The following is a 25,365-nucleotide window of genomic DNA, read 5'->3' on the forward strand; positions in this document are numbered from 1 at the left end:
AGTTGGCATCGTCGGCAGCGTCAGGTGTGTAGAAGAGACAGCGTCAGACCCGCGGCGACCCGCCGTCGCTGCGCTCGACGCGGTAGCCCGCGGAGCGCAGGTGCGCGACGAGCTCGTCGCAGTGCTCGGGCCCCTTGGTCTCGACCTGCATGCGCACCCACGCCTCGCCGATCGCGAGGCCCACGTCCGTGCGGTCGTGGTCGATGTGCATGATGTTGCCGCGCTTCGCCGCGATCGCCTCGAGCATGCGCGCGAGCGCGCCGGGACGGTCGTCGAGCAGCACCTGGAGCTGGATGTACCGGCCGGCGGCGGCGAGGCCGTGCCGCACGACCCGCAGCAGCACGAGCGGGTCGACGTTCCCCCCGGACAGCACGACGACGACCGGCCCCTCGACCGGGTCCGCCGCGCCCGCGTCGACCGCGGCCGTCCCCGACAGCAGGGCCGCGACGCCTGTCGCGGCGGCGGGCTCCACGAGCAGCTTGGCGCGCTCGGCGACCATGAGCAGCGACCGGGAGATCTCCTCCTCGGTCACCGTCCGCACCTCGACGCCGTGGTGCGCGACGATCCCGAACGGCACCGCACCGGGGGTGCCGACCGCGATGCCGTCGGCCATCGTCCCGGCGAGCCGGGCCGTCGTCGGCTCCCCCGCGGCGAGCGAGCCCGGGTACGCGGCGGCGCGCTCCGCCTGCACCCCGACGACGCGCACGTGCGGCGCGGCCTGCGCGAACGCCGCGGCGAGGCCGGCGACGAGCCCGCCGCCGCCGAGCGGGGCGACGACGGTCCGGACGTCGGGCACCTGCTCGAGGATCTCGAGCGCGATGGTCGCCTGGCCCGCGACGACGTCGGGGTGGTCGAACGGGTGGATGAACACGGCACCCGTGCGGTCGGCCTCGGCGCGCGCGGCGGCGAGCGTCTCGTCCACGTCGGCGCCGACGAGCCGGACCTCGGCGCCGTACTGGCGCGTCGCCGCGACCTTGGGGAGCGCGGCGTCGACCGGCATGTACACGACGGCCCGGATGCCGAGCAGTCCCGCGGCGAACGCGACGCCCTGCGCGTGGTTGCCCGCGCTCGCCGCGACGACGCCGCGCGCCTTCTCGTCGGCGCTCAGGCGCGCCATGCGCACGTAGGCGCCGCGCACCTTGAACGACCCCGCGCGCTGGAGGTTCTCGCACTTGAGGAGGACCTGGACGCCCGCCGCCTCGCTGATCGCCCGGGTCGTGTGGACCGGCGTGCGGTACGCGACGCCGTCGAGCAGGCGGGCGGCGTCGCGGACGTCGTCGAGCGGGACGGGCACGGGACCCGAGGTCACCGCGCCTCTCCCGGCGTGCCCTCGCCCGGTGCGTCGGCGACGCCCCCGTCCTGCGTCTCGACGACCGCCGAGCCGCCGGCGTCGTGCGCCCGGCGACCGGGCCGACGGCGCACGCCCGCGTCGTCAAGGTCCGACTCGGCGCGCGCGATGACGGGAGGCTGCGGGCTCCCGCGCACGACGACGCGGTCGTCGGTGCCGAGCTCGGGGAACTTGTCGTGGCCGTGCAGGTAGAGCACCACCGTGTTGAGCACCGCGGCGATCGGGACCGCGAACAGCGCGCCGACGATGCCCGCGGCGAAGCTGCCCGCCGCGACGACGAGCAGCACGGCGACGGGGTGCAGCGAGACCGCGTGGCCCATGAGGAACGGCTGGAGGATGTGGCCCTCGATCTGCTGCACGAGCAGCACGATGCCGAGCATGACGAGCGCCTGCACCCAGCCCTGCGCCACGAGCACGACGAGCACCGCGATGGACCCCGTGACGATGGCACCGACGATCGGGATGAACGACCCGACGAAGACGAGGATCCCGAGCGGCAGCGCGAGCGACGGGACGAAGAACGCGGCGCCGACGCCGATGCCGACCGCGTCGACCGCGGCCACGAGGATCTGGGTGCGCGTGTACGCGGCGAGCGTCACGATGCCGCGACGGCCGGCCTGGTGCACGCGGTCGCGGGCGCGCAGCGGGAGCAGCCCCACGACCCACGACCAGATCGAGCGGCCGTCGAGCAGGAAGAAGAACGTGCAGAACAGGGCGATGAGGGCTCCGGCGAGCACGTGGCCGATGGTCGTGGCCGCGCCCAGCGCGCCCGAGACGATCGAGTCCTGGTTCTCGGAGACCGCGGTCCCGGCCTGGTCGAGCCAGTGCGAGAGCGTGGTGGAGTCGAGACCGAGCGGGCCGTCGGCGAGCCAGTTCGTGAACTGCTCGAAGCCCTCGACCGCCTGGTCGCGCAGGTCCTGGAACCCGCTGACGATCTGCTGCCCCGCGATGGCGATGAGCCCCGCGACCACGACGATCAGCGCGATGAGCGCGGCGCCCGACGCGAGGCCCCGCGACATCCGCAGGTGCCGTCGGAAGAACCGCTGGACCGGCGTGAGGAGCACGGTGAGCAGCAGCGCCACCGCGATCGGCACGACGATCACCTTGAGCTGCGTCACGACCCACAGCCCGGCCGCGATCGCCGCGCCGATGAGCAGCAGGCGCCACGACCACGCGGCGGCCGAGCGCACGGCGTCGGGCACGGCCGCGGCGCCGGGACGCGCGGGAGGAAGCGGGTCGGGGGTGCTGTGCTGGTCCGTCTGCGCGCTCACAGCGCAACCCTAGGGGAGCGGCACCCGCCGCGCGCCCCTGCGCACGGCGAGCCCGCGCGGTGTGCGCAGGATCTCCCCGTCAGGCGAGGGCCTGCCCGAGGTCGGCGAGGAGGTCCTCGACGTCCTCGATGCCGACGGACAGGCGGACCAGGTCGTCGGGGACCTCGAGCGCCGTGCCCGCGACGGAGCCGTGCGTCATGCGGCCGGGGTGCTCGACGAGCGACTCGACCCCGCCCAGCGACTCCGCGAGCGTGAAGACCCGCGTGCGCGCGCACACGTCGAGCGCCTTCGCCTCGCTGCCCACGCGGAACGAGACCATGCCGCCGAACCCCGACATCTGACGCGCGGCGAGCTCGTGGCCCGGGTGCGACGCGAGGCCCGGGTAGATCACCTCGGTCACGGCGGGGTGCGCGTCGAGGAACTCCGCGACGGCGGCCGCGTTCGTCTGGTGGCGGTCCATGCGGACCGCGAGGGTCTTGAGCCCGCGCAGCGTGAGCCACGCGTCGAACGGCCCGGCGACGGCGCCCGACGCGTTCTGGTGGAAGCCCACAGCCCCCGCGACGTCCGTGCCGCCCGCGGGCGACGCGAGCCCGCCGGGCAGCTGCGCGCCCGTCGCCACGACGAGCGCTCCCCCGACGACGTCGCTGTGGCCGCCGACGTACTTCGTCGTCGAGTGCACGACGACGTCCGCCCCCAGCGCGAGCGGCTGCTGGAGGTAGGGGGTCGCGAACGTGTTGTCGACGACGAGCAGCGCCCCGGCGTCGCGCGCGACGCCCGCGAGCGCCGCGACGTCGCTCACGCCGAGCAGCGGGTTCGTCGGGGTCTCGACCCAGACGACGCGCGTCTCGGGGCGCACAGCCGCGCGCACGGCCTCGACGTCCGTGAGGTCGACGGGCGTGTGCTCGACGCCCCACGGCCCGAACACCCGGGCGATGAGGCGGTAGGTGCCGCCGTACGCGTCGTCGGGCACGATGACGTGGTCCCCGGGGCGCACGACGGCGCGCAGCAGCGTGTCCTCGGCGGCGAGGCCGGACGCGAAGGCGAACCCGCGCGCGGCGGGCGAGCCGTCCGCCGTCGGGCGCAGGCCGCCGGACTCCGCGGCCGCGAGCGCCTCCTCCAGGGCGGTGCGCGTCGGGTTCGCGGAGCGCGAGTACTCGTAGCCGCCGCGCAGCCCGCCGACGCCGTCCTGCTTGTACGTCGAGACCTGGTGGATCGGCGGCACGACGGCGCCGGTCGTCGCGTCCGGGTCCTGGCCCGCGTGGATCGCGCGCGTGGAGAAGCCGGTGGTGGTCCAGTCGGGGTGCTCGCTCGGGGTGGTCACCCGACCAGCCTAGGCGCACCCCCAGCGCCGAGCAGGTGGTCCTGGTCCGTCCCGCTCACCGGACGAGCCAGGACCGCCTGCTCGACGGCGGCCATGGCGGGGGGCGGCGGGGCGGTGGCGACTGCGGCCGCCGCGGGGCACGGTTGGAGGCGGGCGGCGTCCGTCGTCCGGCGAACCGGAGGGAGCCCTGGATGAGGATCGACCTGGACGGCAGGAGGGCGCTCGTCACCGGCTCGGCGCAGGGCATCGGGCTGGCGATCGCGCGCACGCTGGCGGCGTGCGGTGCGGCGGTCGTCGTCAACGGGCGCTCCGGGGAGACGGCGCAGCGTGCCGCCGCGGACGTGCGCGAGCACGTGCCCGGGTGCGACGTGCTGGGCGTGGCCGCGGACCTCGCGACCGACGAGGGGACGGCGGCCGTGCTCGACGCCGCGCCGCACGTCGACGTGCTCGTGAACAACCTCGGCATCTTCTCGAGCGCGGACCCGCTCGCGATCGACGACGCCACGTGGCGCCGCTACTTCGAGGTGAACGTCCTCGCGGGCGTGCGGCTCACGCGCGCCTACCTGCCGGGGATGACGGAGCGCGGCTGGGGCCGGGTGCAGTTCGTCGGGAGCGACTCGGCGGTCGTGATCCCCGCCGAGATGATCCACTACGGCGTGACGAAGACGGCGCTCCTCGGCGTCTCGCGCGGGTTCGCCAAGGCCGCGGCCGGCACGGGCGTCACGGTGAACAGCGTGCTCGCCGGGCCCACGCACACGGGCGGGGTGGAGGCGTTCGCGCGCGAGCTCGTCGGCGACGACCTGCCGTGGGACGAGGCGCAGCGCGTGTTCATGCGCGAGCACCGTCCGCAGTCGCTGCTCCAGCGCCTCATCGAGCCGGAGGAGATCGCGCACACGGTCGCCTACCTCGCGTCGCCGCTGGCGTCGGCGACGACCGGCGCCGCGGTGCGCGTCGACGGCGGGTACATCGACTCGATCGTCCCGTGAGAGGCTCGGGCCGGACGCGCTCCCGGCCCCCCGGGTCGCGGTGCGTCCGCGGAACACCGACCGCCCCCGCCGCGTTCTACCCCGTGCCAGGACGATGCGTCGTGGGCCAGCGCCCCGGTCGTCCGGGCACCTCAGGAGGTAAGCGATGAACTCGATCTTCGACGCGATCTTCGGCTCGTCCGGCAAGACGACGATGATCGCCCCCGAGGACGCGCTGCCCGGGCGCCAGTCGCCCGTGCTGCAGGCGCCGCGTCCCCACACCGTGCTCGGCACCTCGATCACCGGCCCGTGGCCCGAGGGCACGCGCGTGCTCTACCTGGCGATGGGCTGCTTCTGGGGCGCCGAGGAGATCTTCTGGCAGGTCCCCGGGGTGGTGAGCACCGCCGTCGGCTACATGGGCGGCACGACGCCGAACCCCACCTACGAGGAGGCGTGCACCGCGCGCACCGGCCACACCGAGACGGCGCTCGTCGCGTACGACCCGACGAAGGTCTCCGAGGAGGAGCTGCTCAAGATCTTCTGGGAGCGCCACGACCCGACGCAGGGCTACCGCCAGGGCAACGACGTCGGCACCCAGTACCGGTCCGCCGTGTACTGGACGACGCCCGAGCAGGAGCAGGCCGTCCGCGAGACGGCGGCGCGCTACTCCGCGGTGCTCGAGGCCAAGGGCTACGACCCCGTGACGACCGAGATGCGCCCCGCCGCGGAGGCCGGGCCGTTCTACTACGCCGAGGACTACCACCAGCAGTACCTCGACAAGAACCCGAACGGCTACCGCTGCCACGCGACCACAGGAGTCCCGTTCCCGAGCGCCGCGTAGCACCCGCCGAGAGGTGAGAAGTGGCCCCTGGTCCCGACGGATCAGGGGCCACTTCTCGCATCTCGCCCGCGCGAGACGGCCCGCGGGCCCTGTCGCCGAGGTGCGGGTCCGCCGGGGTCGCCCGCACGATGGGCCCATGACGATCCCCACCCTCACGGCGCAGGACGGCACGACGATCCCCGCGATCGGCTTCGGCACCTACCGGCTCCGCGGCGAGGAGGGCGCGGACACGGTCGCGCGCGCGATCGACGCGGGGTACCGGCTGATCGACTCCGCGTCCAGCTACGAGAACGAGGGCGCCGTGGGCGCGGCGGTGCGCCGCTCGGGCGTCGCGCGCGAGGACGTGCTCGTCACGTCGAAGCTGCCCGGGCGCCACCACGCGCACGACGACGCGGTCCGGACGGTGGAGGAGTCGGTGCTGCGCACGGGCCTGGACCACCTGGACCTCTACCTCGTGCACTGGCCCAACCCGCGCGTGGGCCGGTTCGTCGAGGCGTACGAGGCGCTCGTGGAGTGCCGCGACCGGGGCCTGGTCCGGCACGTCGGGGTCTCGAACTTCCTGCCGGAGCACCTGGACGCGGTGATCGCGGCGACGGGCGTGACGCCGGTCGTGAACCAGGTCGAGCTGCACCCGTACTTCCCGCAGCCGCTCCAGCGCGCGGCCGACGCGGAGCGCGGCGTCGTCACGGAGGCGTGGAGCCCGATCGGCCGCGCGAACGACCTGCTCCGGGACCCGGTCGTCGCGCAGGTCGCGGCCGCGCACGACGTCTCCCCCGTCCAGGCGATCCTGCGCTGGCACGTGCAGCTCGGCGTCGTGCCGCTGCCGAAGGCGTCGTCGCCGGAGCGTCAGCGCGAGAACCTCGACGTCTTCTCGTTCGAGCTGACGACGCACGAGATGAACGCGCTCACGGGGCTCGCCCGGGCGGACGGGCGCACGAACGACCAGGACCCGGCGGTCTACGAGGAGCTCTAGCGCCGCGGTCCGCACGGCACGGTCGCCCCCCGTCCCGGCGCGGCGGCGCGCGCCCCGGACCGCGGGTCGTGGCACCGTGTGCGCGTGACCTCCGCCGCGCTCAGCCCGCTGCCCGACGCCGCCCGCCCGCCCTGGGCGGTCGGCTCGCCCCTGCGGCTGCTCGCCGCCGTGCTCGTGTCCGGCTCCGCGGTGCTGCTCTTCGCGGTCCACGCGCGCCCGCTCGGCTACGTGCCGCTCGTCCTCGGGGTCGCGCTCGGGCTGCTCGTGGACCGACGCCTCGGCCGCGACCTCGCGCTGGTCGGCGTCGGGATGGGGATCATCTCGACGATCTCGCTGAAGGCCGACCTGTCCGACGCCGGCATGGTGCGCTTCGCCGTCGTGCTCTCGCTCGCGGTGCTCGTGCCGTGGGCGCTCTCGCGCTTCGTCTTCCGCGAGGACGCCGTCACGTTCCCCGTCGCGACGGGGCGCCGCTGGACGCGGGGGCAGGTCGTGTACCTCGTCGTGGTGGTCGTGGCGGGCTACCTCATCCTGCCGTTCTACTTCATCGGGTCGGGCGCCTACCTCAACTGGCCGCCGATCACGGGCGGCGCGGAGATCGCGCGCCTGTTCGTCGGCGTCAACGCGGTGGGCATCTGGGACGAGCTGTTCTTCGTGTGCGTCGTCTTCGCGCTGTACCGCGAGCACTTCGGGGTGTGGACGGCGAACCTGCTCCAGGCGACGGTCTTCGTGTCGTTCCTCTGGGAGCTCGGCTACCGCGAGTGGGGCCCGCTGCTCACCGTGCCGTTCGCGCTCGTCCAGGGCTGGATCTTCTCCTGGAGCAAGTCGCTCACCTACGTGGTGGCCGTCCACCTGCTGTTCGACGTCGTGGTGTTCGCCGTGCTCGTGCACGCGCACCACCCGGAGCTGTTCGACGTCTTCGTCACCGCACCGCGCTGACGGCGCCGTCCACGGGCGGGGTCAGGACGGGCGGGCGAGCAGCACGCGGCGCACCCCGTCGACGCGGCACGCGGCCTCGACGGCCGTCGTGGCGGGACCGGTGAGCACCGTCACCGCCGCCACGACCACGGCGACGCCCACGGCCGCGCCGGCCACGACGTCGTGCGGGAAGTGCACGCCCTGCGCGACGCGGGCCGCCGCGACCGCCACCGCCAGCAGGGCCGGCACGACGACCCACACCGCGACGTCGCGCGTGCGGGAGCGGGTCGCGTGCCGCGCCGGCACGGCCCCGGGGACGCGCACGGCCGGTGCGCCGGCGAGGACGACGGCCGTCGCGAGGGCGAACGCGATCGCGGTGTGGTTGCTCGGGAACGACCAGTCGCCCGCGGCGGGGCAGTGCGCGACCTCGACCAGCTCCCAGCAGCCCCGCGGCTGCCGGACGAGCGACTTCACGGCCTCGCTCGCGGCGTAGGCGGCGACGGCGCCCACGCCGGCGACGAGCGTCGTCGCGACCGCGGGCGGGCCGCCCCGCCGCGACCGCCAGGCCACGAGCGCGCACCACGCGACGAGCACGAGCACACCGCCCTCGGCGACGAGCTCCGTCCCGGGGAGCTCGGCCGTGCGCGCCGTGACGGCGAGGTAGAGGGACTCGCTCGGGCCGCGCAGCATCCGGGCGACGAGGACGACGAGCGCCGCCCCGACGAGCCACGACACCGCCACGAGCGCCTGCCCCGCGAGCCCGGACGACGGCTCGGGCGCCGCGGGTCGGACGAGCGCGCCCTCGCTCTCGTCACGCGTCGGGCCGGGGTCGGGCAAGGTCGTGGTGCGGGACGAATCGGGCGAAGTCATCGGACGAGGGTATGCCGGGTGAACCGCGGGTGAACATCCGCCCCACGGCGGACGTCCGCCGCGGGGCGTCCACCCGGGGCGGTACCTCGCGGCCCCCCGTGCGACCGGCGACCTGCCTCGACCGGCGGGCGCGGCGGGCACGGCGGGCAGGCCTACCGGCCGGGACCGTCGGCGGAGCCGTCGCCGGCGGGGACGTCGTCCGCGGGGACGTAGAACGCCGTCGTGGCGGCGACGCGGGCGGCGACGTCGTCCGCGTCGAGCCCGTCGGCCGCGGCGAGCGCCGCTCCCCACGCCTCGCTGCTCGCCACGTTGAACGCGCGCAGCTCGGGGCTCGCGAGCACGGCCTCGGGGTCGAGCGTCGCGCCGCCGTCGAGATGCAGCCCGAGGCCGAGCAGCGCCCCGTCCCACCCGACACCGACGGCCCCGGGCCCGAACTGGTCCCACATCTCCGGCGGCACGACGGCGGTGTGCTCGAGCGTGAGGGTCGTGCCGCCGCCCGGCGCGGGCGCGAGCCGGACCTCGACGACGGACGAGTCCTCCGGCGTCGGCGGGCCCATGACCCAGGTGAGCCGCAGGAGCCGCGGAGCCTCGCACGCGCGGATCTCACCGCCCGCGTTGCCCTCGACCTGGTAGGTGCCGCCGACCCGGAGGTCGCCCGTCACGGGCAGGAACCAGCGCGGGATGCGCTCGGGGTCGGTGACGGCGTCCCACACGTCCTCGACGTCGGCCGGGTAGGTGCGCTCGATCGTGACGACCCGGGCCGCACCGGCGGGGAGGTCTGCCGACCCGACGGTGCGCCGCGCGGCCTCGAGCTCGGCGATGAAGTCCTTCATGCTGTCCTCCTGGTGGTGTCGGTGGGGCGCTCGTCGTCCTCGTCGGTGCCGGGTGCCGTCGCCCGACGGCGCTCCCGGGCACCCCGGGCGAGCTCGGTCCCGAGCGCGTCCAGCCGCTGCTCCCAGAACCGGCGAAGGCCCGCGGTCCAGTCCTCGACCTCGTCGAGGGCCGTCGGGTCGAGCGCGTAGAGGCGCCGGGTCCCGTCCGGACGGACCGACGCGAACCCGCTCGTCCGCAGCACGCGCAGGTGCTGCGACACCGCGGGCTGGCTGATGCCGAACTCCTCCCCCACGCGCGCCGCGATCTCGCCGGCGGGCTGCTCGCCGTGCGCGAGGTGCTCGAGGATCCGGCGACGCACCGGGTCGCCGAGGACGTCGAACGCTTCCATGACCTCCATCTTTCAGACCTTGCTTATATAAGTCAATACCTATCTTACGAGCGTCCGTGCCATGACCCGCTGCGGCCCGGCGCTCCCCCCGTGGTACGCGCCGCGGTCGTCCAGACCCGCGCGGGCGTACGCGCGCCGCCCCGCCGCGTTGCGGTCGTTGACCGTGAGCACGAGCACCGCGTACGGCGCCGTCCGCCCGTGCAGCGCCGCGAGCGCCGCGACCGCGCCGGGAAGCTCGCGCACGACGCGCGATCCCACGCCACCGCCCTGCGCCGCGACGTCGACGAGGAAGCCCCGGAACAGCACGACGTCGGACGGGGCGACGCCGTCGAGCAGCGCCGCCACCTCGGCCGGGGCGCCTCCCGGGTGCAGCACGCCGAGCGCGACGGGGTCGCCGCCCGGCGGCCGGGCGACCAGCAGGTGCCGGCCCGGGTCGGCGTGGGCCGCGGCGACGACGTCGGCCGCGGGCGGCACGAACTCCTCCTGCCCCGGGCCCAGCCGGAGCCGGAGCGCGCCGGCGAGCAGCCGGCCGCGCTCGTCCGGGGGCGCCGCGTCGAGCAGCACGAGCTCGACCGGGTCGCCCGATCCGCCCGAGGCGGAGGGCGGGACCGTCACCGCCGCTTCCCGCCCCGACCGCGAGCGCCCCGGCCCTTCGGGGTGCCGCGGCCCTGCGCGCCGCCGCCGCCACCGCCGCGCCCGCCGCCCGCGCGACCGGCCCCCGTGGCACCGCGTCCCGCGCCCGCTCCCCCGCGGCCCGCACCACCGCGCGCGTCGCGGTCGCGGCGCTCGCGGGCGGGCGGGGCGTCCTCCGGGGGCGTGGCGGCGCGGCGCCCGCGGGAGCTGTTGGCCGTGCGGCCCCGCACGATCCCGACCATCTCCTCGACGAGGTCGTCGTCGCGGTCCGCGACCCACGCGAGCGCGACGGGGGCCGACGGCGCCCCCTCCAGGCGGCGGTAGGTGACGTCCTTGCGGTGGTGCAGGCGCGCGAGCGACTGCGGCACGACCGCCACCCCGACGTTCGCGGCGACCAGCACGACGGCGTCGCCCGTCGTGGCGGGCCGCTCCTCGGCCGGTCGCCCCGGTAGCGGAGGCGCATCGTCCTCGGCCCCGGCCTCGCCCGCCCACGGCACGACGTCGTCGAGCGGCCGCAGCAGCACGTCGTCGGCGAGGTCGTCGAGCGCGACCGGCTCCTCGGGCTCCAGCGCGGCGAGCAGGTGGTCGCGCGACACGAGCACGACCGCCGCCTCCTCGTAGAGGCGGATCGCGCTCAGCACGTCGCGGTCGACGGGCAGGCGCAGGATCGCGGCGTCCGCCTCGTCGTCGCGCAGCGCCCGCTCCGCGTCGGCGGGCTCGACGGCGACGAGGTCCAGCGGCACGTCGGGGAGCCGCTCGCGCCACGTGCGCACCCACCGGGCCGGGGTCGCGCCGGGGACGTACGCGAGCCGGAACCGGCGACCGGCCCCGTCGTCCCCGCCGCCGTCGGTCGTTGCCTCGGGAGCCGTGCCCGCGTCGTCGTCCACCCGGACAGCCTAGGCGCGCGGCCCGGCGCGCTCCCGCCCGGCCTGCGTCGTGCCCCGGCACCAGGTCCGCCGGACGCCCGACCCACGCCCGACCGCGGGCCGCCGGCACCCGACCGGCCGACTACCCTGGAGCCCATGACCCCCAAGCAGTCCGCGCAGACCATGAAGCCCGCCACCGCGGCGAAGAAGCTCGGGGTGTACCTGCCCGCCACGCCGCAGGAGTTCCAGGAGGGCACCATCACCCGGGCGCAGCTCGAGGAGATGGAGAAGAACCCGCCGGAGTGGCTCGCCGAGCTGCGCCGCAACGGCCCCCACCCGCGCCCCGTCGTCGCGGGCCGGCTCGGCGTCTCGATCTCCGGCCTCACGCGCGGCGGCCTCACCGAGCCGCTCACCACCGAGGAGATCGACGCGCTGCGCCAGGACCCGCCGGAGTGGCTGACGGCCGAGCGCGAGGTGCAGAAGAAGGTCCGCGCCGAGGAGGAGCGGCTCGCCGCCGCGCGCACCAAGAAGGGCTGAGCCGTCCCCGGCGGGCAGTCTCCGCCGGACGACCTCCCGCCGGACGACCTCCCGGCTGCGCCGCCCCGCGCGGGGCGGCAGCCCGACAAGCCTCAGTCCGTGCGCGGCGCGTCCGTCGCGGCGGCCGCGCGGTCGGTGTGGCCGAGCGACAGGTCGGGCGCGACGGCGTCGCGCACCCGGCGCTTGAGGTCCGGGATCTCGGGGAACCCGCCGTCGACGCGGCGGTCCCACAGCAGCACCGGCCCGTCCCCGGCGTCGAGCGTGACCCGGAAGGCGCCGTCCGTGCCGGGCACGAGGGCCACCTCGCCCAGGCGCGTGCGGAACGTCTGCAGGAGCTCCTGCGCGACCCACGCCGCGCGCAGGAGCCAGCGGCACTGCGTGCAGTACTCGACCGCCACGCGCGCGGTCCCGCGAGCCTCGGCGGTCGCGTGCGGGCCGGGCTGACCGGCGTCGTCCGTCATGGCGCCCAGCGTACGGGCGGCGGCCCGGCGCGCGGGTGGCCGTCCACCGCCGTCGGGCCGGCTCAGACGCCCCGCTCGGCCGGGAGGCGGCCGCTCGTCACGGCCGCCTCGAGCGCGGCGTGGTCGCCCTCGACGACGTCCGCGTACGCGCGCGACCATCGCGCGAGGGACTCGTCGAACACGTCGGAGCGGCCGAGGTAGCCGTGCGCCACGCGCGCGCCCGGGGACTGGCTGTGCGCGCGGGCGAGCACGCGCCCGCACAGCTCCCCGTACCGCACGAACTGCGAGGCGGAGAGCCGACCGAGCTCGACCGACCCCTTCATGTCGCGGAACTGGCGCCAGTAGAAGTCGACGCGCGGCCGGCCCGTGCGGTCGGGCGCCTCGACGGTCGTCCACCCCAGGAACGGGTCGGACTGCGCCTGGAGGATGCGCTGGGCGGCGACGACCCGGCGGCCCTGCGCGGGCAGGGCCCCGGCGGGCACGAGCCCGGACGGCAGCGCGTCGACCATCCCGCCGTACGTCGCGAGGACCGACGACGTCGCCTCCTTCACCTGCAGCACGAGCGGCTCCCCCGCGGGCCCCTCGAGCAGCACGATGTAGCAGCGCGTCCCGACGCTCCCGACGCCCACGACGCGCAGCACGAAGTCCACGACCGTGAACTGGCTCAGCAGGAGCCGCGCGTCGGCGCGCAGGGGCTCGCGGTACGCCTCGAACAGCGTCGTGATCTCGTCGACGCTCGCCGTGTCCACGTGCTGGGTGACCGGCGGCTGGTCCACGATCCGCGTGCGTCCGTCGGCGGTCCGGCTCGTGATCTTCCGCACGACCTGCTCCGACGTGCGCCGCCGCGCCTTGCGCACGGTCCGCTCGAGCTCCTCGCGCCCGCCGTCGAGCAGCAGGGGCTCGATGACCGCGGTGTCGACGAGGAACGCGTAGCGCTCGAGGGCGTCGCGCGCGAACGCCTCGGCGAGCGTCTCGCGGTAGCCGCGCACGGCGCTGCGCGCGGCGTCCGCGCACTCGTGCTCGGCCAGACCCTTGTCCCGCCCGCCCACGTACATGCTCGCCGCGAGGCGCTTGACGTCCCACTCCCACGGGGCGTCCGACGCCTCGTCGAAGTCGTTGAGGTCGAACAGGACCCGCCGCTCGGGCGAGGCGAACAGCCCGAAGTTCGAGACGTGCGCGTCCCCGCACGCGACGACGTGGACACCGGTCCGCGGACCGTCGCGCAGGTCGTGGGCCATCACCGCGGCGGTGCCGCGGTAGAAGGCGAAGGGCGACTCGAGCATCCGGCCGATGCGCAGCGGGACGAGGTCCTGCAGCCGGTCGCGGTTCTGCTCCTCGACGATCGCGACCGGGTCGCGCTCCGGCAGCGGCAGGGCGCCCTGCGTGCGGCGCGGCACCCGGTCGCGCAGCGCGCGCCCGACGGCACGGGACTCGGTCAGGGTTCGCGGGACGTCCACGGGTGCCTCCTCGCTCTCCGCAGTCGCACAGTAGCGCTCGCTCGGACGCGCGGCGCGGCGGCCGACGCGGCCCGTGGCGCTCCGGCGTCGGGGAGACTGGGGCGGTGACGACCTCCCCCGACCTCGACGCCCTCCTGGGGCGCCTGCGCACCGACGACGCCGGCCCGGCCCGGGAGGACGCACCGGTCGCCGTCGACCCGGCCGACCGCCTGCTGCTCGACGAGGCGGCGCCCCTGCTCGCCGGCGTCGCACCGGGGGCCGTGGCCGTCGTCGACGACCGGTACGGCGCCCTCACCCTGGGTGCGGCGCTGCTCACCGGGGCAGGACCTGCCGGGGAGCCCGGGAGCGCGCCGGCCGCCGGGGGGCGCGTGCGCGTCCACCAGGACGCGTGCACCGCGGAGGCGGCGCTCGACGCGAACGCGCGCGCGGTGGGGAGGGAGGCGGCGTACGACCGCCAGGGTCTGGGCCCAGGGCTGCTGGCCGGGGCGCGGGTCGTGCTGCTGCGGCTCCCCCGCGGCCTCGCGGCGCTGCGCGACGTCGCGGAGCACGTCGCGCGGGAGGCCGGGCCGGACGTCGTGCTCCTCGGGACCGCGCGCGTCAAGCACATGACGCGCGCGATGAACGACGTCCTCGCCGAGTCGTTCGGCGAGGTGCGCGCGAGCCTCGCCCGGGGCAAGTCCCGCGTGCTCGTCGCGTCGGCGCCGAGGCCCGCGCGCCCGCTGACCTACCCGGTCGTCACCGACCTGGCCGACGTCGGCCTGCGGGTCGCGGCGTTCGGCGCCGCCTTCGCGGGAGCGGGCCTGGACCTCGGCACGCGGTCCCTGCTGGACCGGCTCGGCGCCGACGACGGACCGACCCCCGGCGCGCAGGGGGCGCCGCCGCGCGACGTCGTCGACCTCGGGTGCGGGACGGGCCTGCTCGCCGCGTGGGCGGCCCGGCGCTGGCCCGAGGCGCGCGTGGTGGCCGCGGACCGCTCGGACGCCGCCGTCCGCTCGACGGCGCTCACCGCGCGCGAGAACGGCGTCGCCGACCGGGTGCGCACGGTGCGCGACGACGCAGGCGCGACCCTCGCGGACGCGAGCGCCGACGTCGTGCTGCTCAACCCGCCGTTCCACGACGGCGCCGCCGTGCGCACCGACGCGGCGCACCGCATGTTCGTGACCACGGGGCGGGTGCTGCGACCGGGCGGGGAGCTGTGGTGCGTGTGGAACTCGCACCTGCGGTACCGCCCGGCGCTCGAGCGCGCGGTCGGCCCGACGGCGCAGGTCGCACGCGACCCGCGCTTCACCGTGACGCGGTCCGTGCGGCGCTGAACGCCGGGTGCCCGTCGTCGGAGGACGCCGACGACGGGCACCCCGCGCTCACGACGTCACTGGACGTCGACGACGTCCACCACGAAGACGAGCGTGTCCGTGCCGCCGATGCCGGCCTGCGGCACGCCGCGCTGGCCGTAGCCGTGCTCCGGCGGGATCGAGAGCAGCACGCGGGACCCGACGTTCTGGCCGACGAGGCCCTTGTCCCAGCCGCCGATGACGGCGCCGACGCCGATGGGGAAGGCGATCGTGTCGCCGCGGTCGTAGGAGTTGTCGAAGACGTGCCCGCCCCAGGTCTGGCCGAGGTAGTGCACGACGATGTTGCGCCCCGACGTGACGGCCGGGCCGTCGCCCTCGGTGAGCACGACCACCTGCAGACCGCTGGGCGCGTCCGTCTCGGGGAAGGTGAGCGTCGGCTTCTCGCCGAAGGATCCCGAGGCGGTGGGGAGGGTGGGCTGGTCGGTCACGAGGGTGCCTCTCGTCGGGTGCAGGGAGACCCGCGCGGGCGCGGGTCTCCTTACCCTACGCGGCTCGCGCCGACCGGGCCGGGCGCACCGGCCCGGAACTCTTGCCACGGTTGGCTAATAGTATTAGCCTCGAGGCTATGAACACGAGCCAGCACCCGACCGTGCGCCACCTCGCCCGCGCCGAGGGGCGCCTCGCCTACACCGACCAGGGCTCCGGCCCGCTCGTCGTCGCCGCGCCCGGCATGGGCGACCTGCGCGCCACCTACGACGACGTCGTCCCCCACCTCCTCGCCGCGGGCCACCGCGTGGTCGTCATGGACCTGCGCGGCCACGGCGACAGCGACACCACCTTCGCGACGCACGGCGACGAGGCGACCGCGTCCGACTACGTCGCGCTCGTCGAGCACCTCGCCGCCGGCCCGGCCGTCCTGCTGGGCAGCTCCATGGCGGCGTCGGCCGCCGTGGTCGCCGCGGCCTTGCGCCCCGACCTCGTGCGCGGGCTCGTCCTGCTCGACGGGTTCCTGCGCGAGCCGTCGTCCCCCGCGCGGCTCCGGGCGATGCGCGTGCTCTACCGCGTCGCGCTCGCACGACCGTGGGGCGCGGCCCTCTGGGCCTCGTTCTACGGCTCGCTGAACAAGGGCCGCACCCCCGCGCGCCTCGCCGCGCACCAGGCCGCGATCCGCGCCAACCTCTCCGAGCCGGGGCGCCTGCGCTCCTTCCGGGACCTCACCCTCCAGCTCGACCACCGCGTCGTCGAGCCGCGCGTCGCCCAGGTCGAGGCGCCCGTGCTCGCGGTCTACGGCGCGCTCGACCCCGACTACGCCGACCCGGCCGCCGAGGCAGCCTGGGCCGCGCAGGCGCTCGGCGCGACCACGCTCCTGCTGCCCGACGTCGGCCACTACCCCCAGCTCCAGGCGCCCGAGGAGGTCGTGGCCGCGACCCTCGACTTCCTCTCCGGACTGCCCGACGGCGACGCGCGCCCGGGCGCCGAGCGGTCGGAGGACGCTCGTGGCTAGGGCCGGGCTCTCCCACGACGCCGTCGTCCGCATCGCGCTCGACCTCGTCGACGCCGGCGGCCCGACGGGCTTCGCCGACCTCACGCTCGCGAAGGTCGCCGCGCAGGCGGGCGTCGCCACGCCCAGCCTCTACAAGCACGTCGGCTCGCTCGCGGCGCTGCGCCGCGAGGTCGCCGTCGTCGCCGTCGAGGACTGCACACGCGCCCTCACCGACGCGACGATCGGCCTCGCCGGGCCCGACGCCGTCGCCGCCCTCGCGCACGCGACCCGGCGGTACGCCCGGGCGCACCCCGGCCGGTACGCGGCCGTGCAGGTCGCCCCCGACCCGGACGACCCCGCGGACGCCGCGCTGTCGGCGGCCGCGGGGCGCAGCGTCCAGGTCGTCGCCGCGGTGCTGCGCGGGTTCGACCTCCCCGAGGACCGCACGGTCGACGCCGTCCGGTCCGTGCGCGCGAGCCTGCACGGCTTCGTCGCGCTCGAGCTGGGCGGCGGCTACCGCCTGCCCGACGACCTCGACCGCAGCTTCGACCTGCACGTCGGCGCGCTCCTCGCCGGGCTGGCGTCGCTCGCCGGTCCGCCCGCCGGAACCTGAGACGAGCGCCGGCCCGCCGGGGATCAGCGCGCGGCGACGAACCCCAGGAGGTCGTGCCGCGTGAGGACGCCGACCGGGTCGCCGTCCTCGACGACGAGCAGCGCGTCGGCGTCGTGCAGCGCGGCGCGCACCGCCTCGACGCCCTCGCCCGCGCCGATGAGCGGGAAGCGGGGCTCCATGTGCTGGTCCACGCGGTCGGCGAGGGACGCGCGGCCGGAGAAGACGGCGTCGAGCAGCGCACGCTCGCTCACCGACCCGGCCACCTCCCCGCTCTTCACGGGCGGCTCGGCGCCGACGACGGGCATCTGCGACACCCCGTACTCGCGCAGGATCTCGATCGCGTCGCGGACCGTCTCGCTGGGGTGCGTGTGCACGAGGTCGGGCAGGCGGCCGTCCTTCGCGCGCAGCACGTCGCCCGCGGTCACGCCCTCCTCGTCGGGCAGGAACCCGTAGGACCGCATCCACGCGTCGTTGAAGATCTTCGAGAGGTAGCCTCGCCCGCTGTCCGGCAGCAGGACCACGATGACGGCCCGCGCCGCGGCCTCCGGGTCCTCCTCCTCGAGCCGGCGCGCCAGCCGCAGCGTCGCCTCGACCGCCATGCCGCACGACCCGCCGACGAGCAGCCCCTCCTCGCGCGCGAGGCGGCGCGTCATCGCGAACGAGTCCGCGTCGGTGACCGGGATGACCTCGTCCGGGACGGCCGGGTCGTACGCGGCGGGCCAGAAGTCCTCGCCCACGCCCTCGACGAGGTACGGGCGCCCGTCGCCGCCCGAGTAGACGGAGCCCGCCGGGTCGGCTCCGACGACGCGCACGCGCCCGCCGTCGGACTCCGCGCGGTCCGCCGAGACCTCCTTGAGGTACCGGCCGGTGCCCGTGATGGTGCCGCCCGTGCCGACCCCGGCGACGAAGTGCGTCACGCGACCGTCGGTGTCGGCCCAGACCTCGGGGCCCGTGGACTCGTAGTGCGACGCCGGGCCGTTCGGGTTCGCGTACTGGTTCGGCTTCCACGCGCCCGGGATCTCGCGGACCAGCCGGTCGGAGACCGAGTAGTAGGAGTCCGGGTGGTCGGGGGCCACGGCGGTCGGCGTCACGACGACACGCGCGCCGTACGCGCGCAGCACGTCGCGCTTGTCCTGGCTCACCTTGTCCGGGCAGACGAAGACGCAGTCGTACCCCTTGCGCTGCGCCACGAGCGCGAGGCCCACGCCCGTGTTGCCCGACGTGGGCTCCACGATCGTGCCGCCCGGCCGGAGCTCGCCCGACGCCTCCGCGGCCTCGACCATCTTCAGCGCGATGCGGTCCTTGACGGAGCCGCCGGGGTTCACGTACTCGACCTTGGCGAGGATCGTCGCGCTGAGGCCTGCGGTGACACGGGACAGCCGGACGAGCGGGGTACCGCCGACGAGCTCGGACACGTGCTCTGCGTATCTCATGCCCCGATCATCCCCGATCCGGGGCTGCGCGCGTGCCCGACCAGGCTCGGCCCGCACGGGCGCCCGGGCGCCGGTCGCTCGCGGCGGGAATTCCCGTACGGTGTAGAACGTTGAGGACCCCGACATCCCCGACCGAGAGGTGATCCGTGCCCGAGCCCACGACCGCCGCCACCCGCCCCGTGTCCACCGCGGCGGACACCGCGCCGCCCGCGCTCCCCCCGCTGCCCGACGTCGTCGCCCAGGCCGAGCGCCTCGTCGCGCTCGGCGTCCACGACGTCGCGGGTCTCCCGGCGGACGCGTTCCGCGCCGCCGCGGCCGACCTCGCGGCGACCGCGCCCGCGGGCGCGCTGCTCGTCGCCGACGCGGCGCTCGCCCCGCCGTCGGCCCTCGCTCCCCTGCTGCGGCTCCCGGCGAAGGACGGCGAGAAGGAGGGTTTCGTGGTCGTCGACATGACGGACGTCGACCGCTTCACGCCGATCGAGGGGATCGTCGTGCCGCCCGGGCCGCTCTCGCTCGTGACGGGCGTCGACCGCGGCGACGACCTGGCGAGCTGGTCCCCGGACGAGGCGCTGCCGGAGCTCACCGCGCGCGGCCGGACGCCGCTCCTGCTGCACGAGGGCATCCACTGGGCGCTCCAGGCGCCGGACGTCCTCGCGCGCAACCACTGCTACATGACGGTCGGCTCGCGCCTGCGCAAGCCCGACGGCCGCCTCGACGCCCGCACCCCCGCGCTCTGGATCTCGAACGGGACGGGGCGCGACGGCCGCGAGCGCCGCGGCGCCCCGAAGGTCGGCTGGTGCTGGGCCGGGAACCGCCACACGTGGCTCGGCTTCGCCTCGGCCGCGAGCCGCCTCCCCGCCTGACCTCCCCCCGCTGAGTGCGTGGAACAGTCGCGGCACAGACGTCCGGCCGCGACTGTTCCACGCACTCACGGGTGGGGCGGGTGGCCCGTCAGCCGACGAGGCCCAGGATCGCGACGAGCACCACGACGACACCGAGCACGACGACGAGCAGCGGCCGGTCCGAGGCCTCGGGCGCCGCGAGCCGGCCGAGACCCGCGCCGACCGCAGCCGTGACCCCGACGACGGCGGCCGCGCCCGCGACGAGCGCGCCCCCGCCGCCTGCGCCGGCGTCGGCGAGCTGCCGGGCGATCCCGCCGGCGAGCAACGACCCCCAGATCGCGCCGGCCACGAGACCGAGCGCCGCGAACACGAGCGCGGCGCGGCGCTCGGTGGCGCCGCGCGTGATCCGGGTGCCGAGCCAGGCGACGGCGGCGCCCGCCGTCGGGACGCTGAGCAGGATGAGGAGCGCCGCGAACGAGAGCCACGCGGGCGGCGCGCCCGAGACGACCATGTAGAGGACCTGGACGCCGAGCATCGCCGCTGCCGCGACGACCAGCCCGGCCAGAAACACCGGCACCCGCGGCGGGAGGTCCGCCGCGGGTGCCGGGTCACGGGTGCTGCGCGCCACCGTCAGTCGCTGCTCTGCAGGATCGCGAAGAGGCGCAGGAACTCGAGGTAGAGCCAGATCAGCGTGACCATGAGGCCGAACGCGGCCGACCACGCGAACTTGGCGGGGACGCCGGCCTCGACGCCACGCTTGATCGAGTCGAAGTCGACGATGAGCGACGCGGCGGCCAGGCCGACCGCGATGAGCCCGACGACGATGCCGATCGTGCCGCCGCGCATGCCCCAGCCGTCGAGGACGCCGAAGAGCACGAGGACGACGTTGACGAGCGAGAACGCGAGGTACCCGACCATCGCGATGAGCAGCCAGCGCGTGAACTTCGGGGTGACGCGCACCTTGCCCGAGCGGAACAGGAACAGCGCGGCCGCGAACGTCGCGACGGTCGCGAGGACCGCCTGGAAGACGATGTCCGTGAGGTTCCCGCCGTTGCCGACGGTCATGGTGCCGAACGCGAGGCTGATGCCACCGAGGAACAGGCCCTGGGCCACGGTGTAGGCGATGATCAGGGCCGGGCTGGGGTTGCGCTTGAACGCGTTGACCAGACCGAGCACCAGACCGGCGACGGCGCCGAGCAGGTAGAGGAACGGCATCTGCGGCGTGAGGTACCACGACGCCGCCCCGACGACGACGAGCAGCGCGAGCAGACCACCCGTCTTCATGATCACGTCGTCGTACGTGAGGCGCTTGGTGTCCGCCGTGGTCGCCGACGGTGCGCTGTACATCGCGTCGAGCTGCGCCGCGTCCGCGGTCTGGGCGCCGTGGGCACCCCACTGCGCGCCCTGCTGGGGCGTGCCGTACGCGGGGCCCTGGCCCTGCGCGGGCGGGCTCCCGTAGGCGGGTGCGGCCTGCGTGGCCGCCCCACCGCGCCGGTTCTTCGGCTCGCCGAAGACCGCGCTGTTGTTGAAGACGGGGTTGCTCATGAGCTCCTCCTGGTCGCGGCGTCCACTACCTCTCAGCGGGCCTCGTCATCGGCGTCTCGCCTCGAGTCGGGTGTCGCTGGCCTGTGTTCATCCTAGGGAACGTGCGAGTCCCGGCCACTGTTCCCGCGGGTTTTCCGCGCCTCGCGGGCGAAGTCCCGACCAGCGGACCACGTGCCCCGGCGCCACGTACGCCGCACGGCGTACACGTCCCGGGTCACGACGGCGGCAAGATACGTCGCAAGGTGGCTGCCCGACGCCGGGCCCGTCCGTAGGCTCGAGACGTACCTCGCGGTGAGGGCCCCGGCCGGACCGGAGCGACCTTCCCGCGGTGCACCAGGACCATCCCGGACGAACGACCCTCGGAGGGGCGAAGTCATGATCGAAGCACGCGGCCTGACCAAGAGGTACGGGCCCAAGACCGCGGTGGACGGCATCTCGTTCACCGTGCGTCCCGGCACCGTCACCGGCTTCCTGGGCCCCAACGGCGCCGGCAAGTCCACGACCATGCGCATGATCATGGGCCTGGACCGCCCCACCGCCGGGACCGTCACCGTCAACGGACGCCCCTACGCCCAGCACCGCTCCCCGCTGACCGAGGTCGGCGCGCTGCTGGACGCCAAGGCCGTCCACACCGGCCGCTCGGCCTACAACCACCTGCGCGCGATGGCCGCCACGCACGCCATCCCGACGAAGCGCGTGGACGAGGTCATCGAGATGACCGGCCTGCAGCCGGTCGCCAAGAAGCGCGTGGGCGGCTTCTCCCTCGGCATGGGCCAGCGCCTGGGCATCGCGTCCGCGCTGCTGGGCGACCCCAAGACCCTCATCCTGGACGAGCCCGTCAACGGCCTGGACCCCGAGGGCGTGCTGTGGGTGCGCAACCTCGCGCGCTACCTCGCCTCCGAGGGCCGCACCGTCTTCCTGTCGAGCCACCTCATGAGCGAGGTCGCCCTCACCGCCGACCACATCATCGTCATCGGCAAGGGCCGCATCATCGCGGACGCCCCCGTGAGCGACATCGTCAACGGCTCCCAGCAGCGCACCGTGCGCGTGCGCACCCCGCACGCCACGCAGCTCGCCGAGCTCCTCACGAGCGACGGCGCGACCGTCACGAGCGACGAGCCGAGCCTGCTCGTCGTCACGGGCGCGGACGCCCCCGGGATCGGCGAGCTCGCCGCGGCCAAGGGGTTCGTGCTGCACGAGCTCACGCCGGTCACGTCCACGCTCGAGGACGCCTACATGGCCCTCACGGCAGACTCGGTCGAGTACCAGACCGAGTCCGCGCAGAACCACATCGGCCACGGTGCCGCGGGCGCACCGGCCCCCACCGACTCCCTCGAAGGAGCGCAGCGATGAGCGCCACGACCCTCGCCACCGGCGCCGGCCCGACGGCGTCCCGCACCTCCCCCTACCGCCTCTCGTTCGGCCACGTGCTGCGCTCGGAGTGGATCAAGTTCCGCACCCTGCGCTCCACCTGGTGGACGCTCGGCATCACCGTCGTCGTCATGGTGGGCTTCTCGCTCATGTTCGCGGCCGTCATGTCCTCCATGGACTCCGCGGGCGTCTCGGCCGAGGAGGCCGGGATGGGCTCGACCGCCGGGATCGGCGTCACCGTGATCACGGTCGGCTACACGTTCGCCCAGCTGGCCGTGGCCGTGCTCGGGGCGCTCACCGTGACGGGCGAGTACTCGACCGGCATGATCCGCTCCACGCTGTCGGCCGTCCCCCGTCGCCTCCCCGCGCTCGCGGCGAAGATGATCGTCGTCGGCGTGGTGACCGCGGTGACGACCGTCGTGGCCGTCGGGCTGTCCTGGCTCGTGACGTACCCGATCCTGTCCGGCAAGGACATGACGGTGGACTTCTCGTCCGCCGACGACCAGCGCGCGCTGATCGGCGTGGTGCTGTACCTCACGACCGTCGCGCTCTTCTCCGTCGCGGTCGGCGTGCTGCTCCGGAGCTCCGCGGGGGCGATCTTCACGCTCGTCGCCGTGTTCTTCGTCCTCTCGATGGTCCTCGGGATCGTCATGGGCGTGACCGGTGCCGACTGGGTCCAGACGGTCTACAACTCCCTGCCCGCGTCCGCGGGCGAGCAGATCGTGCTCGGCGGCAACATGTCGGGCAGCGACACGATCGCGCCGTGGCCCGGCTACCTCGTCCTCGTCGGCTGGACCGCCGCGCTCGTCGCCGCAGCCGCCGTCGTGCTCAAGCGCCGGGACGCGTGACCACCCGGCCCACCACCCCGCCGACGCCGGACGAGCAGACCGCTCGTCCGGCGTCGGCCGTGGCGCGCCCGGAGCAGGCGGGGCCCGCTGCCCCGGCGAGCCCGGGGGCGTCGTCCCACCCCCTGCGCCCCGCGCCCGCTCCCTTCACCGAGCTCGACGCGCGCCGGCTCGGCCCCGTCCGGCGGTACTTCGCGCGGCACCCGGTCGTCATGGACTGGGTCGTCGTGGCGGTCTTCGTCGTGCCCGGCGTGCTGTACGCGCTCGCGGCGCCCCAGCCCCGGGGGACGACGGCACTGTCGCTCGTGTTCTTCCTCGTCGGCGGCGCGCTCCTGTACTGGCGCCGCCGTCGTCCGGTCACGGTCGCGCTCGCGCTCACCGTGCTCGGCGTCGTGGCGATCGCCGTCACCGGCGACACGGCCGGGTTCGAGGTCGCGGCGATGTTCGCCGTCTACGCCGTCGCGGCGTCACGCCCCTCGCGCATCGCCTGGCCCGTGCTCGCGATCGCCGTCCTCGCACTCTCCGGCGCGACGCTGCTCTGGTACGACGTCGTCACCACCGCGGACGGAGAGGTCCTGCGCCAGAGCGTCGAGCCGGGCCGCGCGACGGTCGACCGCATCGTCGGCATCCTCGTGACCACCATCCTCTGCCTCGTCGCGCTCGCGATCGGGACGAACGTGCGCGCCCGCCGCCAGCACGTGTCCGACCTCGTCGAGCGCGCCAACTCCATCGCGCGCGACCGCGACCAGCAGGCGCAGCTCGCCGCCGCCGCCGAGCGCACGCGCATCGCGCGGGAGATGCACGACGTCGTCGCGCACTCCCTCACCGTCATGGTCGCCCTCGCGGACGGCGCCAAGGCGTCGGGAGCGAAGAACCCCGAGCTCGCGGGCCACGCGCTCGACGAGCTCACCGCGACCGGCCGCGCGGCCCTCGCCGACATGCGGCGCGTGCTCGGCGTCCTGCGCGAGCCCGGCGGCGAGCAGACCGTGCCCCTCGCGCCCGCGCACGAGACGCCCGAGCTCGAGGAGATCGTCGAGCGGTTCCGCACCGCCGGGCTGCCCGTCCGTCTCGTGCGCTCCGGCCCGCAGCCGACGCCCGGCCCCGCCCTGCGCCAGACCGCGCACCGCATCGTCCAGGAGTCCCTGACGAACGTGCTGCGCTACGCGCCCCTGTCCCCCGTGGTCCTCGTCGAGGTGTCGCGCCGCGCCGAGCCGGGCGCCGACTGGCTCGAGCTGCGCGTCGTCAACCAGGCGGGCCGCCGCCCCGGGGAGGGCGCGAGCGCCGACGAGCGCGGGCTCCCGCCGTCCGTCGCGGAGCAGCACCCGCCCGGCGTCCCCGTCGGCACCGGGCGCGGGATCATCGGGATGCGCGAGAGGGCCGCGGTCTACGGCGGTACCGTGTCCGCGGGGCCGAGCGGGACCGGCTGGGAGGTGCGGGCGAGCCTGCGCCTCGACCTCGACCCCGGCCGCGAGGCCGGCGCACGCGACGACGGACGGGAACGCACATGACGGGAACGGGGGCGCCGGTCCGGGTGCTGCTCGTCGACGACCAGGCCCTGCTGCGCATGGGCTTCCGCATGATCCTCGCCGCCGAGGACGACATCGAGGTCGTCGGCGAGGCCGGGGACGGCGAGACGGGCGTCGCGCAGGCGTCCGCGCTCGCGCCGGACGTCGTGCTCATGGACGTCCGCATGCCCGGCACGAACGGCATCGAGGCGACGGAGCGGATCGTCGCCGCCCAGCCCGGGTCGCGCGTCATCATCCTCACGACGTTCGACCTCGACGAGTACGCGTTCGCCGCGCTGCGCGCCGGAGCGAGCGGCTTCCTGCTCAAGGACGCCAAGCCGGGCGAGCTCGTCGGGGCGATCCGCGCCGTCGCGAGCGGCGACGCCGCCGTCTCCCCGCGCATCACACGCCGCATGCTCGAGATGTTCTCCGGCCAGCTCCCGCAGGACGGCGCCGCCGGCCCCGCCCAGGCGCCGACCGGCCGGGACGACCCGCGTCTCGCCGACCTCACCGCGCGCGAGCTCGAGGTCTTCGAGGCGCTCGGCGAGGGGCTGACGAACGCCGAGATCGCCGAGCGCTTCGTGCTCTCGGAGGCGACGGTCAAGACCCACGTCGGCCGCGTCCTCGGCAAGCTCGGCCTGCGCGACCGCGTCCAGGCCGTCGTCCTCGCCTACGAGACGGGCGTCGCCCGCCCCTCCTGACCCGCCCCTGGTGCCGAGCAGGTGGTTCCGGCACGTCCTGAACTCCCGACGCGCC

27 protein-coding genes are annotated in these 25,365 nt (G+C 75.6%); 13 read left to right on the top strand and 14 right to left on the bottom strand.

The features are described from left to right. Window positions 1-43: 43 nt before the first annotated feature. The 3 genes from ilvA to AC3WT4_RS11500 form a co-directional block, all read right to left on the bottom strand. A complete protein-coding gene (ilvA, locus tag AC3WT4_RS11490) occupies window positions 44-1,309 on the bottom strand; it encodes a threonine ammonia-lyase (RefSeq protein WP_074807832.1) in 1,266 nt (421 codons plus the stop codon). Further along, entirely contained in the window at window positions 1,306-2,619 is a 1,314-nt protein-coding gene (locus AC3WT4_RS11495) for an AI-2E family transporter (protein WP_083385159.1), read from the bottom strand. Before AC3WT4_RS11495 ends, ilvA begins: the two co-directional genes overlap by 4 nt. 79 nt (window positions 2,620-2,698) lie before the next feature. After that, the gene (locus tag AC3WT4_RS11500) at window positions 2,699-3,940 is read right to left on the bottom strand and encodes a cystathionine gamma-synthase (protein WP_108051483.1); all 1,242 of its coding nucleotides are present in this window, start codon (window positions 3,938-3,940) and stop codon (window positions 2,699-2,701) included. A 191-nt stretch (window positions 3,941-4,131) separates the two neighbouring features. On the opposite strand from AC3WT4_RS11500, the gene AC3WT4_RS11505 reads away from it, so the two are divergent. From AC3WT4_RS11505 to AC3WT4_RS11520, 4 genes are all read left to right on the top strand, one after another. Continuing rightward, on the top strand, window positions 4,132-4,926 hold the full coding sequence (locus AC3WT4_RS11505) for an SDR family NAD(P)-dependent oxidoreductase (RefSeq protein WP_492315483.1): 795 nt from the start codon (window positions 4,132-4,134) through the stop codon (window positions 4,924-4,926). 145 nt (window positions 4,927-5,071) lie between these two features. Beyond that, entirely contained in the window at window positions 5,072-5,746 is a 675-nt protein-coding gene (msrA, locus tag AC3WT4_RS11510) for a peptide-methionine (S)-S-oxide reductase MsrA (RefSeq protein ID WP_021479764.1), read from the top strand. Between the two features lie 136 nt (window positions 5,747-5,882). Further along, a complete protein-coding gene (locus AC3WT4_RS11515) occupies window positions 5,883-6,719 on the top strand; it encodes an aldo/keto reductase (protein WP_108051487.1) in 837 nt (278 codons plus the stop codon). A gap of 108 nt (window positions 6,720-6,827) precedes the next feature. Next, window positions 6,828-7,655 carry a CPBP family intramembrane glutamic endopeptidase gene (locus AC3WT4_RS11520; protein WP_034653394.1) on the top strand — a complete coding sequence of 276 codons (828 nt, stop codon included), beginning with the start codon at window positions 6,828-6,830 and terminating at the stop codon, window positions 7,653-7,655. Between the two features lie 21 nt (window positions 7,656-7,676). Here the strand turns inward: AC3WT4_RS11520 and AC3WT4_RS11525 are convergent, their stop codons facing one another. The 5 genes from AC3WT4_RS11525 to AC3WT4_RS11545 form a co-directional block, all read right to left on the bottom strand. Continuing rightward, complete coding sequence (locus tag AC3WT4_RS11525) at window positions 7,677-8,504, bottom strand: phosphatase PAP2 family protein (RefSeq protein ID WP_492315484.1); 828 nt, start codon at window positions 8,502-8,504, stop codon at window positions 7,677-7,679. A 152-nt stretch (window positions 8,505-8,656) separates the two neighbouring features. After that, the gene (locus tag AC3WT4_RS11530; protein ID WP_108051491.1) at window positions 8,657-9,337 is read right to left on the bottom strand and encodes an SRPBCC family protein; all 681 of its coding nucleotides are present in this window, start codon (window positions 9,335-9,337) and stop codon (window positions 8,657-8,659) included. Next, window positions 9,334-9,726: an ArsR/SmtB family transcription factor gene (locus AC3WT4_RS11535; protein WP_186810444.1), complete on the bottom strand. Its 393-nt coding sequence runs from the start codon at window positions 9,724-9,726 to the stop codon at window positions 9,334-9,336. The genes AC3WT4_RS11530 and AC3WT4_RS11535 overlap by 4 nt, the downstream gene beginning before the upstream one ends. Before the next feature lie 39 nt (window positions 9,727-9,765). After that, a complete protein-coding gene (locus AC3WT4_RS11540; protein ID WP_492315485.1) occupies window positions 9,766-10,341 on the bottom strand; it encodes a hypothetical protein in 576 nt (191 codons plus the stop codon). Continuing rightward, the gene (locus tag AC3WT4_RS11545) at window positions 10,338-11,246 is read right to left on the bottom strand and encodes a LysR substrate-binding domain-containing protein (RefSeq protein ID WP_492315486.1); all 909 of its coding nucleotides are present in this window, start codon (window positions 11,244-11,246) and stop codon (window positions 10,338-10,340) included. Before AC3WT4_RS11545 ends, AC3WT4_RS11540 begins: the two co-directional genes overlap by 4 nt. Window positions 11,247-11,381: 135 nt before the next feature. Here AC3WT4_RS11545 and AC3WT4_RS11550 point away from each other — a divergent pair, with 135 nt between their 5' ends. Continuing rightward, window positions 11,382-11,762 (top strand): DUF5997 family protein, encoded by a 381-nt coding sequence (locus AC3WT4_RS11550; protein ID WP_108047820.1) that lies wholly within the window; start codon window positions 11,382-11,384, stop codon window positions 11,760-11,762. Between the two features lie 92 nt (window positions 11,763-11,854). On the opposite strand, the gene AC3WT4_RS11555 is transcribed toward AC3WT4_RS11550, so the two are convergent. Beyond that, on the bottom strand, window positions 11,855-12,223 hold the full coding sequence (locus AC3WT4_RS11555; protein WP_492315487.1) for an Rdx family protein: 369 nt from the start codon (window positions 12,221-12,223) through the stop codon (window positions 11,855-11,857). A gap of 62 nt (window positions 12,224-12,285) precedes the next feature. After that, window positions 12,286-13,680, bottom strand: coding sequence for a DUF2252 domain-containing protein (locus AC3WT4_RS11560; RefSeq protein WP_492315488.1), 1,395 nt, complete (start codon window positions 13,678-13,680; stop codon window positions 12,286-12,288). Window positions 13,681-13,784: 104 nt separating this feature from the next. On the opposite strand from AC3WT4_RS11560, the gene AC3WT4_RS11565 reads away from it, so the two are divergent. Further along, window positions 13,785-14,993: a class I SAM-dependent methyltransferase gene (locus AC3WT4_RS11565; protein ID WP_492315489.1), complete on the top strand. Its 1,209-nt coding sequence runs from the start codon at window positions 13,785-13,787 to the stop codon at window positions 14,991-14,993. Between the two features lie 56 nt (window positions 14,994-15,049). Here AC3WT4_RS11565 and AC3WT4_RS11570 read toward each other — a convergent pair whose 3' ends face one another. Then, on the bottom strand, window positions 15,050-15,460 hold the full coding sequence (locus AC3WT4_RS11570; RefSeq protein WP_009864026.1) for an FKBP-type peptidyl-prolyl cis-trans isomerase: 411 nt from the start codon (window positions 15,458-15,460) through the stop codon (window positions 15,050-15,052). Between the two features lie 137 nt (window positions 15,461-15,597). Here AC3WT4_RS11570 and AC3WT4_RS11575 point away from each other — a divergent pair, with 137 nt between their 5' ends. Together AC3WT4_RS11575 and AC3WT4_RS11580 are read left to right on the top strand one after the other, a co-directional pair. Beyond that, on the top strand, window positions 15,598-16,476 hold the full coding sequence (locus tag AC3WT4_RS11575; RefSeq protein WP_257417956.1) for an alpha/beta fold hydrolase: 879 nt from the start codon (window positions 15,598-15,600) through the stop codon (window positions 16,474-16,476). Then, complete coding sequence (locus tag AC3WT4_RS11580) at window positions 16,469-17,068, top strand: TetR/AcrR family transcriptional regulator (protein ID WP_492315490.1); 600 nt, start codon at window positions 16,469-16,471, stop codon at window positions 17,066-17,068. The genes AC3WT4_RS11575 and AC3WT4_RS11580 overlap by 8 nt, the downstream gene beginning before the upstream one ends. 23 nt (window positions 17,069-17,091) lie before the next feature. Here the strand turns inward: AC3WT4_RS11580 and AC3WT4_RS11585 are convergent, their stop codons facing one another. Continuing rightward, a complete protein-coding gene (locus AC3WT4_RS11585) occupies window positions 17,092-18,501 on the bottom strand; it encodes a cystathionine beta-synthase (RefSeq protein ID WP_255179447.1) in 1,410 nt (469 codons plus the stop codon). A 146-nt stretch (window positions 18,502-18,647) separates the two neighbouring features. Here AC3WT4_RS11585 and AC3WT4_RS11590 point away from each other — a divergent pair, with 146 nt between their 5' ends. Further along, window positions 18,648-19,364 (top strand): DUF5701 family protein, encoded by a 717-nt coding sequence (locus AC3WT4_RS11590; RefSeq protein WP_492315491.1) that lies wholly within the window; start codon window positions 18,648-18,650, stop codon window positions 19,362-19,364. 88 nt (window positions 19,365-19,452) lie between these two features. Here AC3WT4_RS11590 and AC3WT4_RS11595 read toward each other — a convergent pair whose 3' ends face one another. Beyond that, window positions 19,453-19,971, bottom strand: a complete 519-nt coding sequence (locus AC3WT4_RS11595; protein WP_108047833.1) for a hypothetical protein — start codon at window positions 19,969-19,971, stop codon at window positions 19,453-19,455. A 2-nt stretch (window positions 19,972-19,973) separates the two neighbouring features. After that, a complete protein-coding gene (locus AC3WT4_RS11600) occupies window positions 19,974-20,888 on the bottom strand; it encodes a Bax inhibitor-1/YccA family protein (RefSeq protein WP_492315492.1) in 915 nt (304 codons plus the stop codon). Between the two features lie 375 nt (window positions 20,889-21,263). Between AC3WT4_RS11600 and AC3WT4_RS11605 the strand changes: the two genes are divergently transcribed. From AC3WT4_RS11605 to AC3WT4_RS11620, 4 genes are read left to right on the top strand one after another with little or no spacing between them, the layout of a single operon-like run. Further along, complete coding sequence (locus AC3WT4_RS11605; protein ID WP_074807875.1) at window positions 21,264-22,241, top strand: ABC transporter ATP-binding protein; 978 nt, start codon at window positions 21,264-21,266, stop codon at window positions 22,239-22,241. After that, window positions 22,238-23,107, top strand: coding sequence for an ABC transporter permease subunit (locus AC3WT4_RS11610; RefSeq protein WP_074807878.1), 870 nt, complete (start codon window positions 22,238-22,240; stop codon window positions 23,105-23,107). Before AC3WT4_RS11605 ends, AC3WT4_RS11610 begins: the two co-directional genes overlap by 4 nt. Continuing rightward, window positions 23,104-24,612: a sensor histidine kinase gene (locus AC3WT4_RS11615; protein ID WP_108047836.1), complete on the top strand. Its 1,509-nt coding sequence runs from the start codon at window positions 23,104-23,106 to the stop codon at window positions 24,610-24,612. The genes AC3WT4_RS11610 and AC3WT4_RS11615 overlap by 4 nt, the downstream gene beginning before the upstream one ends. Further along, window positions 24,609-25,310: a response regulator gene (locus tag AC3WT4_RS11620; RefSeq protein ID WP_074807882.1), complete on the top strand. Its 702-nt coding sequence runs from the start codon at window positions 24,609-24,611 to the stop codon at window positions 25,308-25,310. Before AC3WT4_RS11615 ends, AC3WT4_RS11620 begins: the two co-directional genes overlap by 4 nt. Window positions 25,311-25,365: the final 55 nt, after the last annotated feature.

It is taken from the genome of Cellulosimicrobium sp. EB106-03-01-XG111 (assembly GCF_058792115.1).

Bases quoted from the DNA above. Each gene is read 5' to 3' on its own strand.
- AC3WT4_RS11605 (WP_074807875.1), top strand. From the start codon at position 21,264: ATGATCGAAGCACGCGGCCTGACCAAGAGGTACGGGCCCAAGACCGCG.
- AC3WT4_RS11525 (WP_492315484.1), bottom strand. From the start codon at position 8,504: ATGACTTCGCCCGATTCGTCCCGCACCACGACCTTGCCCGACCCCGGC.
- AC3WT4_RS11575 (WP_257417956.1), top strand. From the start codon at position 15,598: ATGAACACGAGCCAGCACCCGACCGTGCGCCACCTCGCCCGCGCCGAG.
- AC3WT4_RS11600 (WP_492315492.1), bottom strand. From the start codon at position 20,888: ATGAGCAACCCCGTCTTCAACAACAGCGCGGTCTTCGGCGAGCCGAAG.
- AC3WT4_RS11535 (WP_186810444.1), bottom strand. From the start codon at position 9,726: ATGGAAGCGTTCGACGTCCTCGGCGACCCGGTGCGTCGCCGGATCCTC.
- AC3WT4_RS11555 (WP_492315487.1), bottom strand. From the start codon at position 12,223: ATGACGGACGACGCCGGTCAGCCCGGCCCGCACGCGACCGCCGAGGCT.
- AC3WT4_RS11530 (WP_108051491.1), bottom strand. From the start codon at position 9,337: ATGAAGGACTTCATCGCCGAGCTCGAGGCCGCGCGGCGCACCGTCGGG.
- AC3WT4_RS11550 (WP_108047820.1), top strand. From the start codon at position 11,382: ATGACCCCCAAGCAGTCCGCGCAGACCATGAAGCCCGCCACCGCGGCG.
- AC3WT4_RS11515 (WP_108051487.1), top strand. From the start codon at position 5,883: ATGACGATCCCCACCCTCACGGCGCAGGACGGCACGACGATCCCCGCG.
- AC3WT4_RS11585 (WP_255179447.1), bottom strand. From the start codon at position 18,501: ATGAGATACGCAGAGCACGTGTCCGAGCTCGTCGGCGGTACCCCGCTC.
- AC3WT4_RS11610 (WP_074807878.1), top strand. From the start codon at position 22,238: ATGAGCGCCACGACCCTCGCCACCGGCGCCGGCCCGACGGCGTCCCGC.
- msrA (WP_021479764.1), top strand. From the start codon at position 5,072: ATGAACTCGATCTTCGACGCGATCTTCGGCTCGTCCGGCAAGACGACG.
- AC3WT4_RS11505 (WP_492315483.1), top strand. From the start codon at position 4,132: ATGAGGATCGACCTGGACGGCAGGAGGGCGCTCGTCACCGGCTCGGCG.
- AC3WT4_RS11620 (WP_074807882.1), top strand. From the start codon at position 24,609: ATGACGGGAACGGGGGCGCCGGTCCGGGTGCTGCTCGTCGACGACCAG.